The 15,698-nt window shown below is 66.1% G+C and carries 15 protein-coding genes, 1 tRNA gene and 1 pseudogene; 8 read left to right on the forward strand and 9 right to left on the reverse strand.

Features of this window, described 5'->3' with window-relative positions:
- Window positions 1–343 precede the first annotated feature (343 nt).
- A complete protein-coding gene (locus tag RCH22_RS17485) occupies window positions 344–883 on the forward strand; it encodes a hypothetical protein (protein ID WP_327014923.1) in 540 nt (179 codons plus the stop codon).
- 242 nt (window positions 884–1,125) lie between these two features.
- On the opposite strand, the gene RCH22_RS17490 is transcribed toward RCH22_RS17485, so the two are convergent.
- Window positions 1,126–1,332: a hypothetical protein gene (locus tag RCH22_RS17490; protein WP_327014924.1), complete on the reverse strand. Its 207-nt coding sequence runs from the start codon at window positions 1,330–1,332 to the stop codon at window positions 1,126–1,128.
- A gap of 38 nt (window positions 1,333–1,370) precedes the next feature.
- Entirely contained in the window at window positions 1,371–2,033 is a 663-nt protein-coding gene (locus RCH22_RS17495; RefSeq protein ID WP_327014925.1) for a TetR/AcrR family transcriptional regulator, read from the reverse strand.
- 32 nt (window positions 2,034–2,065) lie between these two features.
- On the opposite strand from RCH22_RS17495, the gene RCH22_RS17500 reads away from it, so the two are divergent.
- The 3 genes from RCH22_RS17500 to RCH22_RS17510 all read left to right on the forward strand — a co-directional run bounded on the left by RCH22_RS17500 (window position 2,066) and on the right by RCH22_RS17510 (window position 4,808).
- Window positions 2,066–2,515, forward strand: coding sequence for a hypothetical protein (locus tag RCH22_RS17500; RefSeq protein ID WP_327014926.1), 450 nt, complete (start codon window positions 2,066–2,068; stop codon window positions 2,513–2,515).
- 203 nt (window positions 2,516–2,718) lie between these two features.
- Window positions 2,719–4,248 (forward strand): alkaline phosphatase, encoded by a 1,530-nt coding sequence (locus tag RCH22_RS17505; protein WP_327014927.1) that lies wholly within the window; start codon window positions 2,719–2,721, stop codon window positions 4,246–4,248.
- Window positions 4,249–4,259: 11 nt separating this feature from the next.
- Window positions 4,260–4,808: a hypothetical protein gene (locus tag RCH22_RS17510; RefSeq protein WP_327014928.1), complete on the forward strand. Its 549-nt coding sequence runs from the start codon at window positions 4,260–4,262 to the stop codon at window positions 4,806–4,808.
- A 127-nt stretch (window positions 4,809–4,935) separates the two neighbouring features.
- Here RCH22_RS17510 and RCH22_RS17515 read toward each other — a convergent pair whose 3' ends face one another.
- The gene (locus tag RCH22_RS17515; RefSeq protein WP_327014929.1) at window positions 4,936–5,202 is read right to left on the reverse strand and encodes an HNH endonuclease signature motif containing protein; all 267 of its coding nucleotides are present in this window, start codon (window positions 5,200–5,202) and stop codon (window positions 4,936–4,938) included.
- Between the two features lie 667 nt (window positions 5,203–5,869).
- On the opposite strand from RCH22_RS17515, the gene RCH22_RS17520 reads away from it, so the two are divergent.
- Window positions 5,870–7,012: a glutathione-independent formaldehyde dehydrogenase gene (locus RCH22_RS17520; protein ID WP_327014930.1), complete on the forward strand. Its 1,143-nt coding sequence runs from the start codon at window positions 5,870–5,872 to the stop codon at window positions 7,010–7,012.
- Window positions 7,013–7,109: 97 nt separating this feature from the next.
- Here RCH22_RS17520 and RCH22_RS17525 read toward each other — a convergent pair whose 3' ends face one another.
- The 4 genes from RCH22_RS17525 to RCH22_RS17540 form a co-directional block, all read right to left on the reverse strand.
- Window positions 7,110–7,922 (reverse strand): hypothetical protein, encoded by an 813-nt coding sequence (locus RCH22_RS17525; protein ID WP_327014931.1) that lies wholly within the window; start codon window positions 7,920–7,922, stop codon window positions 7,110–7,112.
- A gap of 111 nt (window positions 7,923–8,033) precedes the next feature.
- Window positions 8,034–9,818, reverse strand: a complete 1,785-nt coding sequence (locus RCH22_RS17530) for an APC family permease (protein ID WP_327014932.1) — start codon at window positions 9,816–9,818, stop codon at window positions 8,034–8,036.
- A gap of 175 nt (window positions 9,819–9,993) precedes the next feature.
- A complete protein-coding gene (locus RCH22_RS17535; protein ID WP_327014933.1) occupies window positions 9,994–11,613 on the reverse strand; it encodes a carboxylesterase/lipase family protein in 1,620 nt (539 codons plus the stop codon).
- Window positions 11,614–11,715: 102 nt separating this feature from the next.
- A complete protein-coding gene (locus RCH22_RS17540; protein WP_327014934.1) occupies window positions 11,716–12,450 on the reverse strand; it encodes an NAD(P)H-dependent oxidoreductase in 735 nt (244 codons plus the stop codon).
- Between the two features lie 84 nt (window positions 12,451–12,534).
- Here RCH22_RS17540 and RCH22_RS17545 point away from each other — a divergent pair, with 84 nt between their 5' ends.
- Complete coding sequence (locus RCH22_RS17545) at window positions 12,535–13,911, forward strand: MFS transporter (RefSeq protein ID WP_327014935.1); 1,377 nt, start codon at window positions 12,535–12,537, stop codon at window positions 13,909–13,911.
- Between the two features lie 110 nt (window positions 13,912–14,021).
- A tRNA-Arg gene (locus RCH22_RS17550) sits at window positions 14,022–14,094 on the forward strand.
- 55 nt (window positions 14,095–14,149) lie between these two features.
- Here the strand turns inward: RCH22_RS17550 and RCH22_RS17555 are convergent.
- Window positions 14,150–14,365, reverse strand: coding sequence for a hypothetical protein (locus RCH22_RS17555; RefSeq protein ID WP_327014936.1), 216 nt, complete (start codon window positions 14,363–14,365; stop codon window positions 14,150–14,152).
- A gap of 28 nt (window positions 14,366–14,393) precedes the next feature.
- Here RCH22_RS17555 and RCH22_RS17560 point away from each other — a divergent pair.
- Window positions 14,394–14,801, forward strand: a pseudogene (locus RCH22_RS17560) (ATP-binding protein); the annotation flags it as partial.
- On the opposite strand, the gene RCH22_RS17565 reads toward RCH22_RS17560, so the two are convergent.
- Entirely contained in the window at window positions 14,758–15,669 is a 912-nt protein-coding gene (locus RCH22_RS17565; RefSeq protein WP_327014937.1) for a LysR substrate-binding domain-containing protein, read from the reverse strand. The pseudogene RCH22_RS17560 and the gene RCH22_RS17565 overlap by 44 nt on opposite strands.
- Window positions 15,670–15,698: the final 29 nt, after the last annotated feature.

Genomic DNA, 15,698 nt, shown 5'->3' on the forward strand with positions numbered 1-15,698 from the left:
CGTTTATTCTGGGGGGGAGTCAGGCGGATTGCAAGCACTTACCGCAGATTCACCGGCATGCGCCGGAGCGGCGCGTGTGGTTAAGCGCAAACTTGCGTGGTAATTCGCAGGTAAACCGCCTTTTTCCGGCGCACTGCTTGATCGGGGATGATTCGCTCAGCACGCTCAGCACGCTCAGCACGCTCGACGCGGGTGCTGGGATTACAGGATCAGTCACGATTCACGAGGAGCACCTCCCCTGACCGGATTCTCGCTGGCCCCTGCAGGCTCGCTCAGGCTCATCGCGGTCCTCGTCGCCGCCTGGGGCCTCGCGACGCGAAGTTTCGCCTACCCCTTCGTAACCGTGGATGCCGCGACCGAGGCGATCGCCCAGGCCTGCGGGTTCAACAGCGCGAGCGGGCTCGGCGACATCGACACCCGGTTCGGCTGCACGGGCTGCGGATTCGACGAAACCATTCCCCCCACCGACCCGTGCCTCACCCGCGCCCCAGACGAGGTCGACACGACCTGGACCCTCGCAGACCTCGAGAACACCGTCACGAACGCCGATACGGCGGGCGGGGGCTGGGTGCAGCTCACCGTCCGCCACCTCTGCGCCGGCAGCTGCGACGCGCTCTCCGTCGACCCGGCGGTTTTCGCCCAGTTCGTCGCCCGGCTCTCCACGCGTGCCGCCTCCAACAACACCACGGTCAAGACCGTCGGAGACGTCATCGGCGGCGCCGTCAAACCGGTTGTTCCCGTCACGACGACCTCGACAGCGGCCCCCGGTCCCGGCGTGAATGGGGTGGTCATCCGAGGCTCGAGACAGCGGGAACCAATGGCCTCCCGCAGTGCTGGGCCATCGACGGTTTCGGTACGAACACCGCGGCCTTCAGCACGGTAACGACCGGACTGAGCTTCGGCCTCAACCTGATCCTCAACGGGACCCTCGTGACCGACGACTACGCCCTCTAGGACAGCGTCGGCGCCCCGGGAATCCTCGTGCCTGCCACCCCGACCGTGACCGGTTCCGCCTCCTTAGGCAGCGCCCTGACCGCGGTCCCCGGCGCCGGGTCGCCGGCCACCAGCCTTCGCCTACCAGCGGCTGCGTGACGGCGCGGACATCCCCGGCGCGACATCCGCCACCTATACGCCGGTCGCGGCCGACCTCGGCACGGCCCTCTCGGTGCGCGTCACGGGATCCGCGCCCGGTGACCTGCCGGCCTCCGCGGCGGCGATCTCGGTGCCGACCGCCGGCCTCCTGCCCGACCTCGCGACGGGCGCCCTGCTGCGCACGCTGCACACCAGGACTGTGAAGATCGCGGGCGGGACGGCGGACGTGACGAGCCTCACCGAGTTCTGGCTGCGCCTGCAACTCGGCGGCGCCTCGGTCAGGGTCGGCGCAGGCCGCCGATCCGGTCGACGAGGGCCTCGAGTCCGAACTCGAACGCGATATCCGCTCGCGCCCTGCCCGCGTTCTGCTGCCCGTGCCGCACCGCGGCGCTGAAGATCGGGCTCGATTCGGCGAGCGCACCGGTCTCGAAGATGTCGGCCGGAGCCGTCACGTCGAAAGCCGCGCCGAAGATGAACGACTCGAGTGCGACGATCGAGGGCACGATCTGTGCCGAAGGCACCCCGGCGGAGGACAGTCCCGCCGCGACGGTCTCGTACATGCGCAGGGTCTGCGGGGCGCCCGTGACCGGGAGCACCGCCACAATCGAGATCAACGGAACGTGCGTTGCGAAGATGTCCCGGTACGACCAGGCCCAGCGGCGCAGGGCCGTGTCCCACGGATCCGAGCCGAAGCCGGCCACATCGACCATCGTCATCACGTGGTCCTGCAACCACTGCAGCACGACGTGCTTCGATGCCGCGTGGTTGTACAGCGCGGAGGGAGCCACTCCCAGACTCCTGGCAAGGCCGGACATCGTGAAACTTTCGTAGCCGGCCGACCCGATCAGCCGGAGGGCAGCAGCGGTGATGCGCGGTTTCGTCAGAACGGTCTCAAGCGGCCTTCCGGCCCTGCGGTGACCGGCGTCGTCTGCGTCGCTCATCGGGCTCTTCTCTCGGTGGGCAGTCTCGGAGGGTGGCGTCGTTACAGTACATCACCCTGGTGACGCTTCACCGGTTGATCCGGGTACTGGGCGACGGTGTCCGCCAACCCATGATCATCGCCCTGACGGTGAGTGTTACGGCGGAAGCACGCCGGGCCTGTGCCGACGCGGGCATGGACCAGTACCTCAGCAAACCGTTCCGGTTCGAGGAACTCGCGGAGGCCCGTACCCTCACCAGTAGGGTGCCAGTGCCAGTGCCAGTGCCAGTCCTTGCTCCAGTGCCGAGTCCGGAGCCGGACCTCGCGGCAGACCTCCCCACGACGCCGGTGGCCGAGAAAGCACCGGTACTCGATCCCGAGTTGTTCGGCTACCTCGACGAGATGGGCGCCGAGACCAAGGCGCCTGCCAGGCTGGAGGCGGCCATCGCCGAGGTGACGGCGGTACTCGCGCCCCACCTCGCGGCCACCCTCGACGCGAGGTGACCCTGCTCGCCGAGCGGCACTCGGCCGAGCAGCACTCGGCCGGGCTCCTGACAGCGCCGGGCCGGCAACCGTCAACCGGGCAACGGTCGGAGTCTGTTCACCGGGGGTACCCGTCACTGTTACCGGCACGCCATACCGTGTGAGCAGTGGCAACATGAGCTGCCACTCCGAGTGCTCCATCGCACAGTTTTGGGAGAATCCTCATGAAGAGACAGACCGTTTTCACCTCGACCACCCTTGTGACCACTCTGGTCGCGAGCGTCATCCTCACCGGATTCGGCGGTGCCGCGTTGACGGCCTCGGCCGATGACGGAAACGACAGGGCCCGCGCCACCAACGTCATCTACCTCCTGGGTGATGGCATGGGTCGTACCCACGTCACCGCCGCCCGCGAACGCTACTACGGCGCTGCTGGAAAGCTCGCCATGGAAACCCTGCCTGCCCAGGGCTTTGTTAGTACGTACGCCGTCGAGAAGCTCTCCGGCCAGCTGGGTGCCGCCGACTTCAAGCCTAATCCCGTGACCGATTCGGCCTCGGCGGCAACGGCATGGTCGTCCGGTGTCAAGACCTACAACGCGGCCCTCGGCGTCGACGCCAAGGGTGCGGTCGTCCCCACGATGATGGAACTGGCCAAGAAGGCCGGCTACCGCACCGGCAACGTCTCGACCGCTGAGATCACGGATGCCACTCCCGCCGGCCAGATGAGCCACGCCCTTGCCAGGGGATGCCAGGGCCCGGTGTACTCCGATGCGGCCTGCCAGGACCTGTCCATCACGGGGGAATTCCTCCCGACGAGCGACCTGCGGGTCACCCCCATCGCCGACCAGATTGCCCGCAACGGCACGGCCGACGTCATCCTGGGTGGCGGGCTCAGCCGTTTCGATGCCGCTGACGAGACGGCGCTCAAGGGGCAGGGCTACTCGGTCCTCGGCTCCATCACCGGCCAGTCGATCGCCACGAAAGCCGACTTGGCCGCCGCCTCCGGTGCCAAGGTCTTCGGACTCTTCAACAAGGGCAACCTGACCGTTGAGAAGACCAAGCAGGACAACCCGTCTTCGGTCCAGGCGCAGGAACCGACCCTGTCGGAGATGACGAGCAAGGCCATCGACTTGCTGCAGAAGGGCAAGAACAACGCGGACAAGAACGACCGGAGCGGAAAGGGAGGCCAGGGGTTCTACCTTCAGATTGAAGGCGCCCTGATCGACAAGCGCTCACACGCCAACGACGCGGCCCAGACCCTCGGCGAAATGAAGGCATTTGATGACGCGGTCGCCATCGTCAAGGACTTTGCCCAGCGAGATGGAAACACCCTCGTCATCGTGACCGCGGACCACGAGTGCGCCGGATTCAACATCATCGAGAAAGGCACCTTCACGAACGCCGAGGCCGGGACTCCGCCGGCCAACGTCGACAGCGGGAACTCCGCGAACAACTCCGCCCCGACCCGGCCCTCCAATTCCAAGGATGCCGCCCGTTCAACGGGCATCGTGAACGGTGCCGGCGCCGCAGACCCGAAGAACTTCGGGCCGGCGACCTTCCGGACCCCGACGGATGCGGCGGGTGTCGTCGACGGCTCCCCGGACGCCGGACTCTGGTTGACCTATCTCTCCGGCAATCACACCGGGGCGGATGTCCCGGTGTTCGCCACGGGGCCCGGGTCGGATCAGCTCCAGGGCACGATCGATAACACGGCGCTCTTCGGGATAGTCGGGCGCGCGCTCCGAGTGGTGTAGTCGGACCTCGCATGAAGACCAGATCCGGAATCGCCGCGGCGCTGAGTGTCTTCGCCATCTGTGCTGTCGTCGGCGTTGCCGTGTATGCGGCGGCGACCGGCGCCCACGGGGATGCGCGAACGGCCGCCTCGACGGCGGGGCCCGCGACGCAGTTCACTCCTCAGTCGACCTTTGCAGGACTGACACCGTCGACCGGGAACCCTGAGCTTGAGAGCCTGAACCTGGTGCATCCGAGCCCGGGGACGATCGTTGCGGCCGCCGGTCCCTTCGACGACCGGTTCGTGCTTGAGGACCTCACCTTCGACGGGGGTGCGGTATGGGGTGCCGTACGCGTGACGAGCGACGTGAGCGACGTGCTCGACCTCGAGGTGCTGGCCGGGTTCTACGACGCCGATGGTGTCCTGGTCGGCAATGGTCGTTTCGTCCACCACCTGAGCGAGGACACCACCCACATCGAGCCGCCGATAGAACGTCAGGAATTCACAATCGCGGTACCCGGGGATGTCTCCGGCCGGGCCGTGGCCGTGTCGATCGGGGTCCCGGTCCTCGTCAACGAATGACCCGGTGAGTCGCGGGCCGGCCTGTTCCCCGTGTGCGTTTGCAGGCCGGCTTGTTCCCCGTCATGAAGCACCTGCGCTGCGCCATTTCTGGTGCGAGCATCGCGACCTGACGCGAGCCTCATCGGGATCAGGCCCGGTCATCGTCGCGGAGGATCGTGTTCTTGCTGGTGAGCAGGATGGGTTTCTGCTCGGGGTCGAGTCCGGGTGGCGGGGTCAGCCAGTATCGGCCGTTTGGGTCGCGGGTGATGCGCCAGTGTTCGTTGTGGAGCCTGAGGTGGTCGGCCCGGCAGAGCAGGATGCCGTCGTCGAGGTTGGTCTGCCCGGTGTCGTCCTTCCAGTGTTGGATGTGGTGGGTTTCGGTCCAGGAGGGTGGTCGGTCGCAACCGGGCCACATGCAGCCGCCGTCGCGAATGGCGAGGGCCGTGCGTTGGGCGGGGCTGAAGGTGCGTTGTTCGCGGCCAAGGTCGATACCGCTGCCGTGGTCGTCGAAGGTGACGTCGAGGATCCCGGTGTCGCAGAGGGTGCGTTCGAGGGTTTCGGGGGGAGACCGTGACCGCGGTCCCCTCGATCACGCCCGGCTGGAGCGGGTGCGCCTCGGTTTCGGGATTCGCCGCAGTGTCGGCTGCGAGTGACGAAGCCTCGGCTGGTGCGGCATCGGTGGGTGTGGTGCCGGCGGGCGTTGTGCTGGTGGGTGCGGTGTTCCTGGTGCGGATGGTGACCATGCGGACTGCGGGGCTGCGACCGCCGGCGATGCGTTTCGGGTCGGCCTTCACGCCGAGTTTCGTCAGGGCCAGGAACGCGTCCGCGGTGAGTTGCTCGGTTGTGCGCGGGTCGTCCTGGACCCGCTTCGCCCACGCCACCTGCTCCTTGTCCACGAACCGGACCCCGCCATCTTGTGCCAGGCGGGCAGTGGCGCGTCATGTGCGATCGTGATAAACATGAGATATGCACATTTTCTGCGCAGCCTGAGACTCTGCTCGGACATTCATCCTTAGAACATCTCCGAAAGTGAAGACGGATCCTACGTTTTTCGCGGTCAAAAATTCAGGGAGTGAAAAGAAATGAAAGCAGTCGTTTACAAAGGCCCCAACGAGGTCAACGTTGAAGAAGTTCCCGATGCCAAGATCGAACGTCCCACTGACGTTCTCGTACGCATCACGGCCACAAATATTTGCGGTTCAGATCTACACATGTATGAGGGACGCACCGATTTCGAGGTTGGACGCACGTTCGGTCACGAAAACATGGGCGAGGTCATCGAGGTCGGTAACGGCGTCGACAAGGTAAAGGTCGGCGAACTCGTCGTGCTGCCATTCAATATTTCTTGCGGGTTCTGTAAGAACTGTGAGCGCGGTTTCACTAATTACTGCATGACAACTCAGCCAGACCCGATTGGCGCGGGAGCGGCCTACGGCTTCGCTGGAATGGGCCCGTATCCCGGCGGGCAGGCCCAAATGCTGCGCGTGCCCTACGGCGACAACAACTGTTTGCGCTTGGGAGAAGATGCCATAGACAAGCAAAACGACTACGTGATGCTCTCGGACATCTTCCCTACCGGCTACCACGCTACCGAGATGGCCGGCGTGATCCCCGGTGACACCGTCGTGATCTACGGGGCCGGTCCAGTCGGGCTGATGGCCGCCCTGTCTGCCACGATCAAGGGCGCAAGCAAAGTCTGGGTCGTGGACCGACGCCCGGACCGGCTGGCCCTTGCCGAGCAGATCGGTGCGATCGCCATTGATGACTCGAAGACGGACCCGGTTCAGTTCGTGCTGGACCAGACCAAGGGTATCGGCGCAGACCGGGGATGTGAATGCGTGGGTTACCAAGCCCACGATCCCCAGGGCGCCGAAGACCCCGCGATGACGCTGAATCAGCTCATCCAGTCCGTGCGCATCACCGGAGGAATCGGCGTTGTTGGTGTCTTCCTGCCGGCAGATCCCGGCGGCTTCGACGAGAACGCCAAGCAGGGCAAGCTTGCCATCGACTATGGCCTGCAGTGGCTCAAGGGCCAAAATGTTGGCAGTGGCCAATGCCCGGTGAAGAAATACAACCGGCAATTGCGTGACTTGATCGCCGTGGGCAAGGCCAAGCCATCCTGGATCGTTTCCCACGAGATCCCCCTCAGCAAAGCCGCCGACGCCTATAAAAACTTCGACGAACGCACCAACGGGTGGACAAAAGTCATCCTCAAGCCCGAATAGGCCAAAGCTTCACCAGCCCGGTCAACCCCGCCCTCGCGGCGCAAGTCACAACGACACACGACAGCGAGAAACGAGCCCGCAAAGTTACCCGTTCCGCCTAGCGTGTAAAACACAAGAGGAGACGGTGACTCGGTCCCCACCCCGGCGAGGACTGGTGATGGCGTCGTAGGTGCTCATCAGGTGTTCGCCGTCTTCCGGGGCGAACAGGCCGACCAAACGCACCTGCCCCGTGTGGAGCCGCCAGAACCGGAGTGATCGCCCGGTCCAGGTCGCCGAGGCCTTTGCGGAGTGAGTCAGCCTTCTCGACACTCAGCCAGCCTTCTCCCAGCGCCCGGCCGATCGGTGCATGCCACGGCGGCACTGCGGCCGCCGGCACCGGCGCAACGTCTGGGGCCGTGCCGTCGAGGGGTGGCTGCCCGCCGATCCCGTCGGGCCCCGCCTGCCCGTCCTGCCCGTCTTGCCCGTCGAGAGGCGGGGTCTCGTCGAGCAGCCTCTGAGTGTCGGCGGCTTCCCGGGCGGCCTTCTCGGCGGCGTCGGCCTCCGTGAGCAGCCGGCTGACCGCGAGCAGTTTGGCCGCGTCGCCCTTGCTCGACCCGGAAATGGCCTGCAGAAGGTCTTCCGGAGAACGGAACCCCTGCCGGGCGGCCAGACCCTTCCCGCCGAGCTCTGGTCGGGAACGCCGGGCCAGGGTCGCCGCCATCCACGCGGCGCAGGTGTCCAGCGCCCGCCGGGACCCGGCGATCAATGCCTGCCCCGCGAGGACCTGCTCGTCAATGAGCGCGTCGTAATCCGCCGACGACCCACCCAGCGCCGCCACAGTATCCGGTACCAGCGCGGTGAGGGACGTGCTGGAAGACGCACCGCCGTGCGGCTCATCGGGCGAAGCCGGCGACTCCGGGAGGTTGGTCATGCCCCAACGTTACGACCAACCACCGACACTCTCTGAGCATGGCTCAGGTCTGTGGAAACTCTCGTTGATCAGGTATCTGGTGAGGACAAGCCGGCCCTGCGAGCGGCTGCCCTACTCGTCGTCGGCCTCGGCGCGCGGATGCCGTTTCGCGTCGGCAGGGGGGAGGTCGCCTGGCGTGCTGACTTCCTCGCCGGTCTCGGCGTTGACGGCGGTCTGGCCGGGCGGAAGGTTCGACAGGTCCGGCGCGATCATCGTCGGCATCAGCTTGGAGTCCGGCAGTCCGAACCGAGGAATCGACTCCGCTTCGGTTGTGGCGAGCACGAGGTCGTCGGACTGGCGCGGCAGGGTGCGGCCCCGGAAGAAAATCGGGTTGACCGCCCACCAGACCAGCATCACGATCACACCGAGCACCAGTGCGCCGATTCCGACGACGGCGACGGCGCCGATGCCGAAGATCGTGACGTTGTCCCCGTTATCGTCGGTGAGCCAGTCGACCGTGGCGTACTGCTGCAGCCCGTAGACGAAGGCCGCGGTCAGCATCAGGCCGCCGAGCAGTGGGAACAGCCCGCGCATGATCACGTTCCGGAACGACGACCACATCGTCCTGCGGTAATACCAGACGCACGCGAAACCGGTGAGCCCGTAGTAGAAGGCGATCATCAGGCCGACGGAACCGATCAGCGCCCCGAGCAGCTGGACACTGATCAGGGTGAAGAGCAGGTAGAACCCGATCGAGACGCCGCCCATGGCGAGGGTGGCCCAGGTCGGGGTGAGGAAACGCGGGTGGATCTTCGCGAAGCGTTCGGGCAGGGCGCGGTAGACACCCATCGACAGGGCCGTGCGGGCGGTGGGCAGGATCGTGGTCTGCGTCGACGCGGAGGCCGAGGTGAGGATCGACGCCGAGAGGAGGAGCATCGCGAGGTTGCCGAGGGTACTGTCACCGAACAGGGCCGGCCCGATCGCGGCGAAGACGTCCGCCGAGTTCGCGTCGTTGCCGAGTCCCACCCCCTCGGTGCCGACGCCCGCGAAGGCGACCGCCGCGACGGTCACGAGGGCATAGGTGCCGAGAAGGAGCAGGGTGCTGATGATTGCGGCCCGGCCAGGGGTCTTGCTCGGGTCGGCCGTCTCCTCATTGACCGAGACGGCCGTGTCCCAGCCCCAGTAGATGAACACGGCGGTCAGCACGGCCGGGGCGATCACGCTGCCGAAGTCGAGCGTGAACGGGTTGAACCAGTCAAGCGTCGGGGTCAGCGAGTAGCTTTCCGCACTCCCGGTGTACACGCGGATGAGCGCGAAGACGGCGAACATGATCAGAACGACAACCTCGATGCCCAGGAGCACGTACTGGATACGGGCGGAGAGTTCGATACCGCGGTAGCAGATCCACGTCATGATCACGATCCAGAGCACACCGGCGACCGTCGACCAGAACTGGTCGTTCGCGAGGTCGGCGACACCCGTCAGTCCGAGGTCGCCCAGGAAGGTGAAGGAGTACGAGCCGGCGACCTGTGCGAGGTTGGCCATCACGATGACGTCTGCGGCGATGATGCCCCAGCCGCCGAGCCAGCCGGTGATCGGGCCGAATGCCCGGGTGGCCCACGTGAAGGTCGTTCCGCAGTCCGGCTCCGCCTTGTTGAGTTCCTGGTATGCGACCGCGATGAGGTACATCGGGATGAAGGCGAGCAGCACGATACCCGGCGCCTTGACACCGGCGAGAAGGGCTCCGCCGCTCGCCACGATGAAGCCGAGGCTCGCGGCGAGGCTGTACGCGGGAGCCGTTGACGCCATTCCGACGACGACGCTCGACAGCAGGCCGAGCGCCCCGCCTTTCAGCCCCTTGCTCTCGACCTGGTCGGAACGTTTCTCGCCGGCTTGGGACGAAGCGCTATCGGTCATCGGTACTCCCCACGTGAGGGCCGACCGGGGTCGGCAACAGGGCGGAACAGGACGAACGCGGTCCCTCAGCGGTGAGCGATCGTGATTGACACCGTTCTACCCCTGTTTCCCGCGGTCCGCACCTGCACAATGTTCCGGTTTCGCATGTTTCAGGGCCGAGGGAGGGGACCCGCGATCACCAGTCGGGCAGGAATTCCTGCCACACCGCCCGACGGTCCCCGCGGGGATCCGACTCGACGCGGTCCTCCGCATCGATGATCAGGGTCAGGCGGTTCTCCTCGGTGAAGCGGGGCCAGTCGGCGTCGGGACGGCCGGTGAGCGCGAAGTGCAGCCAGTTCCGGCGCATCCGCTCGCCCGCGTTGATGAAGAGCTCCCGACCGCCGAGCACGCTCATGATCTGGGCGACGGGCAGGTCGGTCTGGTCGAACAGGGCGAAAAGCTCGATTCCGTGGGTCGCGCCGAGTCCGAGCATGTGCATCAGGCGCGGCGCGAGGTCGAAGCGGTAGACGTACACCGGCGCGACCCTGGAGTGCAGCTCCCCGAGCTGCAGGCTCGGGTACCAGAACACGAAGTCGCTGCCGAAATCGACCGAGCCGCGCAGTGGTGATAACCCCGCGTACACCGCGCGCATCGCCTCGTGCGAGCTCTCCGGTGCCTGGTCGAAGATGGCGCTGATCCGGGGAGCCGAATGCGGCAGGATGTCCACCCTGCCGCGGAAGAGGGTGCCTTCCCGCTCGTTGGAGCCGATGATGAGCGGGACCCGGTGTTCGCGGCCCGCGCGGAAGGCATCGACCGGCCGTTCAGGCAGGAAGTCGCCGTCGACGACGGGCACGAGGCAGAAGGTGCCCGGGTTCGAGTCCGGGGTCCGGGTCTGCACCGCGACGACAGCCTGGGAGATCACGTCGGCGGGTGCCATGGCGAGCAGCTCGTCCGGGGCCAGGCCGACCGCTCCGGCGTCGGCTTCCGTGAGCGTCCGCAACTCCTCGACGACTTCCCCGGCCCAAGCATCCGTGAGTTCCCGCGAGAACGCGGCGTTGGACGGCGAGCTCTGGGCGATTGCGCGCGCGAAGAGCCCCTCGGCCGCCGGCGTCGCCATCAGCGTGATGACGGCGTTCCCTCCCGCCGATTCCCCGAACACGGTGACGTTGTTCGGGTTGCCGCCGAAGGCGCGGATGTTGTCCCGCACCCAGCGCAGGGCAGCGACCTGGTCGCGCAACCCGAGGTTGCTCTCAAAGGGGTGGTCCGGCGTCGAGTATCTGGTGAAGTCGATGTAGCCGAGCGCCCCCAGGCGGTAGTTGAAGCTCACGTAGACGACGCGGCCGCTGCGCACGAAGCGCTCGCCGCGGCCGGTGAAGTCCTGGGAGGACCCCACGCTGTACCCTCCGCCGTGGATGAACACCATCACCGGCAGGCCGAGCCGGCGCGGGTGCGCCGCGGCCGGGCGCATGACATTGATCGTCAGGCAGTCTTCCCCGGAGGCGCTGCGCGGCCCGTGCGCCCGAAACTGCCCGCGGTGCGGTTGCGAGGCGATCTTCCCGAACCTCGAGGCGTCACGGATGCCTGCCCACGATTCCACGGGACGCGGCGCCCGGAAGCGCCCATCGCCGACCGGCGTCGCCGCATACGGGATGCCGCGCCAGGCCAGGATCCCGTCCTCGTGCACACCGCGCACAATCCCGCCGCTGACGCGGACGTCGAGCCGGCCCCGGGGGAGCGAGACGGAGCGAAGGGGGGCTCCCAAACCGGGGCCGGGGCCTGGATGCGGTTCATCGTCGAGGGTCACTGCTGTGGACATGCGCTCCTCCTCGTGGGAATCTTCTGGAGTTGTCTGGGTCCTTCGTGTGGGTGGTGGGCCTGGGTCTGGGTTCTGGTGGTTCTGGTGGGTGCCGGGTTCTGTTCAGCGGTACTCGGGGTTGGGTTCGAAGCCGAAGCGCTCGCCGGCGTCCCAGTCCCGGCGGAGGTTCCCGTAGGCGGGGAAGCCGCCGTTGGCCTTCAGGATCGCCGCGAGGTGCATCAGGTTCCAGGTCATGAAGGTCGTGTTGCGGTTGGTGAAGTCGTTCTGGGGGCCACCGGACCCGGCGTCCAGGTAGCTCGGACCCGGCCCGATCTCGCCGATCCAGCCGGCGTCCGCGGCCGGGGGGATCGAGTAGCCGATGTGCTGCAGGCTGTAGAGGATGTTCGACGAGCAGTGCTTGACGCCATCCTCGTTGCCGGTGATGATGGCGCCGCTGACCTTGCCGTAATAGACGTACTGGCCCTTGTCGTTGAACTCTCCACTCATCGCATAGAGCCGCTCGATCACGCGTTTCGTCACCGAACTGTTGTCGCCGAGCCAGATCGGGCCGCCGATCACGAGGATGTCCGCCGTCTGCACCTTGTCGAAGAGCGCCGGCCAGGCATCCGTCTTCGAGCCGTGCTTGGTCATGTCGGGATAGACGCCGGTCGCGATGTCGTGGTCGATCGCCCGGATCGTTTCGGCGTAGACGCCCTGTTCGTGCATCAGGTTCATGCTGAGGTCGATGATCGCCTGGGTATTGCTGGGCTCGGGGCTGCGCTTGAGCGTGCAATTGATGAACAGGGCACGCAGCCCGGAATAGTCGTAGGAGGCCTGGGTATTGCGGCTCGGGGTCATGGCGCCAGTGTTGCACCCGCTCCGCGCACCGGCTACCCCGGGGCACGGGTTCACTTCGTCCGGGATCCGGGGTTAGATTGCCGGGTGACTCCTCGCGAACGCCGCATCCTGATCGTCGCCGTCCTCTCCTCCTTCGTCGCGTTCCTCGACGGTTCGATCATCAACGTCGCACTCCCCGCGATCTCGCGCGAGCTCGGCGGCGGCCTCACCCTTCAGCAGTGGGTCGTCGACGGCTATCTGCTCTCCCTCGGTGCCCTGATCCTCGTGGCCGGCTCGCTCTCGGATAGCTTCGGCCGGGTGCGCGTTCTTCGGGTCGGCCTGATCTGGTTCGGGATCACGTCGCTCGCGTGCGCCGTCGCACCGTGGGGCGCCGCCCTCGTCGTTGCGCGGATCCTGCAGGGTGCTGCTGCTGCCCTTCTCGTCCCGAGCTCCCTCGCGCTCATCACCTCGACGTTCACCGGTCCGGCCCAGGGCCGGGCGATCGGCGCCTGGACAGGCTGGACCGGCATCGCGGGCATCGCCGGGCCCATCCTGGGCGGCGTCCTCGTCGACACGAGCACCTGGCGGCTCGTGTTCGCGATCAACGTGCTCCCGATCGTGGCGACCCTCATCGTGCTCGCCGGAGTGCGGGAACCGGCGCGCACCGGTCCGGCCGCCCGGATCGACGTCGCCGGGGCCTTCCTCGCCGTCGTCGGCCTCGGCGGTCCCGTTTTCGCGCTCATCGAGCAGGGTCGGCTCGGCTGGGGCAGTCCCATCGTGTACCTGCCGCTCGTCGTCGGGCTGCTCTCCCTCGCCGCGTTCCTCTGGTGGGAGGCGCGAGCTCCGCACCCGATGATGCCCCTCGGCCTTTTCCGGGCACGCAACTTCTGGGCAGGAAACCTCGCGACCGTCGGCATCTACGGCGCGCTGAGCCTCGGTTTCTTCATCTTCGCCGTCTACCTGCAACAGGTCGGCGGCCTCTCGGCGACGAGCGCGGGACTCGCGGGCATCCCGGCGACCCTGATGTTGCTGTTCTTCTCGACATTGTTCGGCGGGCTCGCCGGCCGGTTCGGCCCGCGACTCTTCATGACCCTGGGCCCGATCGTGGCGGGCATCGGCTTCCTGATCCTGACCCTGGCCGTTCCCCCGGTGGATGTCTGGCGCACCGTTATCCCCGGCATCGCCGTCGTGGGCCTCGGGCTCTCGATCACGGTGGCACCCCTGACCGGCGCCGTGCTCGGCTCCATCCATCCCGAGCAGGCCGGAATCGGCTCGGCGATCAACAACGCCGTCTCCCGCGTCGCCGGACTCATCATGATCGCCTTCGCCGGCACGATCGCCGGCGAACAGCTCGGCGTCGCCGGGTTTCAGCGGGTCCTGCTGGTCACCGCCACGCTCATGTTCGCCGGCGCACTCGTGTCGTGGCTCGGCATCCGCACCCCGAAGAGCGGGGCGGATGCCGCAGCGCCGGCGGCAGGGTAACTCGCCTGAGCGCGGCATCCGCGTCTCTCCCACCTGCCCTCGAACGGGAGGGGCCGGGAAATCTGTTATAGTTTCTAAGTTGTCTTCGCGAAGGATTTCGCCTGGCACATGCGCTCGTAGCTCAACGGATAGAGCATCTGACTACGGATCAGAAGGTTGGGGGTTCGAATCCCTTCGGGCGCACGCAAAAACCCCCGTAATCATTGAGATTGCGGGGGTTTTCTTTTTGGTGGGATTTTCAGTCGCCACTTTCATTCGCCACATTGGGGCCCAGTAGGTCGCTGAGAATGGCTGAATTAACGACCACCCGCCGGCGCTTTCTCCCGATGTAGTACCGGAGGGTGACCTTGGAACCCTCGACAAGCGGGAGGGCGTGCCCCAGCTGTGCGGATGCCGCTGCGAGGTCGTCTTCATCTTCGATCCAGGATGCGACGGAGGCGCGGAGAGTCTTCATTTCGACCCAGTGTTAACAGCTCGTCGCCGCCCGCTATGAACAAGGCGCCGTTCTTGCTAACTCGAACATGCCATTCGGCCGGTGGGGCGAGATCTTCTCCAACGAGATCGTCGCCGCGGCCATGATCGACCGCCTCGTTCACCATGCCGCGGACGCCACCCTTGCCGGGGATTCATGCCGCACCCGCAGCTGCCCCGAGATGCTCGAGCAGCAACCCCGACAGGGCGCGAACTACACCGAAAACCAACCCGAGGGGTCAGAATTCAGACGACGATCAAGGGCCAGTTTTCACCCGACGTTGAGGGCCCTTGACGGCCCTCGTTTAGTGGCGATAACTGGCGCACGGAAGAACTCAGGAGGATTCGTCCCTGACATCGTCGCTGCAGCCTCTACTACAGCGAAATGCCCGCCCGAGCGATTGCCAGAAAAGCGTTGACCGCGCCCGATGTTTCTGGTGCGCGGCTGAGGAGTAGCAAGTCGACCGAGGCCTCGGGGTCGAGGAGGGGGCGGAAGGTGATCTTGGGAATCCTGATCTGCTCTGTTGTGTCCGGGACGACAGCGATTCCGAGGCCGGCCGCGACTAGGGCAAGGACTCCGAGCGTCGTAGCAGCGCGGTGCACGACTATCGGCTCCTGTCCTTGGCTGCGGATGTATTCCAGGGACAGGTCTTCAACGTCGTCGTGGGTGTAGACGATGACCTGTTTCCGGTTCAGGTCCGTGTAGTTGATGGTTGCGCGGGACGCCAATGGGTGTCCGCTCGGGATGGCTGCGATAAGCCGAATTGCGCTGATCTTTTCGGTTCGACAATGGATGTCCGGGTCGAACTTGCTTCGTGGGCAAAAGCCGACGTCTAAAGAGCCTTCGCCGATCAGTTCCGCCTGTCGGAGGGGCGCCAGTTCTTGGACTGTCACTTCGACGTTCGGGTAGGTGTCGTGGTGTTGACGGAGGGCGCTGATGAGATCTCCGCTGAGCATGGCAACTCCGGAGAAACCGACACGCACAGTGCCGGTCTGACCGCTGAGAGATTGATGGACCACGGCGGCTGCCCGTTCCGCTTGAGCGAGCGTCCGACGCGCCTCGACGAGGAGGACCTCGCCTGCCTCCGTCAGTTCGACTCGACGGCTCGTGCGCTCAAAGAGCAGCCCGCCGAGTTCACGTTCGAGGGTCTGGATCTGCATGCTCAGGGTCGGTTGCACGACGTGGAGGCGGGCCGCGGCGCGGCCGAAGTGCCGCTCTTCCGCCACGGCAACGAAATACCTCAGATGCCGCAGCTCCATACGTGGCCCATCAGCTGGAATGATCAATCGGTCAAATCAATCTAATTGTCTCATGA

It is taken from the genome of Cryobacterium sp. GrIS_2_6 (genome assembly GCF_035984545.1).
Taxonomy (GTDB): domain Bacteria; phylum Actinomycetota; class Actinomycetes; order Actinomycetales; family Microbacteriaceae; genus Cryobacterium.

What these genes read in the sequence shown, in the direction of transcription:
- RCH22_RS17495 (WP_327014925.1), bottom strand. Translation starts at nt 2,033, where the DNA reads ATGAGCGACGCAGACGACGCCGGTCACCGCAGGGCCGGAAGGCCGCTT.
- RCH22_RS17505 (WP_327014927.1), top strand. Translation starts at nt 2,719, where the DNA reads ATGAAGAGACAGACCGTTTTCACCTCGACCACCCTTGTGACCACTCTG.
- RCH22_RS17510 (WP_327014928.1), top strand. Translation starts at nt 4,260, where the DNA reads ATGAAGACCAGATCCGGAATCGCCGCGGCGCTGAGTGTCTTCGCCATC.
- RCH22_RS17515 (WP_327014929.1), bottom strand. Translation starts at nt 5,202, where the DNA reads ATGTGGCCCGGTTGCGACCGACCACCCTCCTGGACCGAAACCCACCAC.
- RCH22_RS17520 (WP_327014930.1), top strand. Translation starts at nt 5,870, where the DNA reads ATGAAAGCAGTCGTTTACAAAGGCCCCAACGAGGTCAACGTTGAAGAA.
- RCH22_RS17525 (WP_327014931.1), bottom strand. Translation starts at nt 7,922, where the DNA reads ATGACCAACCTCCCGGAGTCGCCGGCTTCGCCCGATGAGCCGCACGGC.
- RCH22_RS17530 (WP_327014932.1), bottom strand. Translation starts at nt 9,818, where the DNA reads ATGACCGATAGCGCTTCGTCCCAAGCCGGCGAGAAACGTTCCGACCAG.
- RCH22_RS17535 (WP_327014933.1), bottom strand. Translation starts at nt 11,613, where the DNA reads ATGTCCACAGCAGTGACCCTCGACGATGAACCGCATCCAGGCCCCGGC.
- RCH22_RS17540 (WP_327014934.1), bottom strand. Translation starts at nt 12,450, where the DNA reads ATGACCCCGAGCCGCAATACCCAGGCCTCCTACGACTATTCCGGGCTG.
- RCH22_RS17555 (WP_327014936.1), bottom strand. Translation starts at nt 14,365, where the DNA reads ATGAAGACTCTCCGCGCCTCCGTCGCATCCTGGATCGAAGATGAAGAC.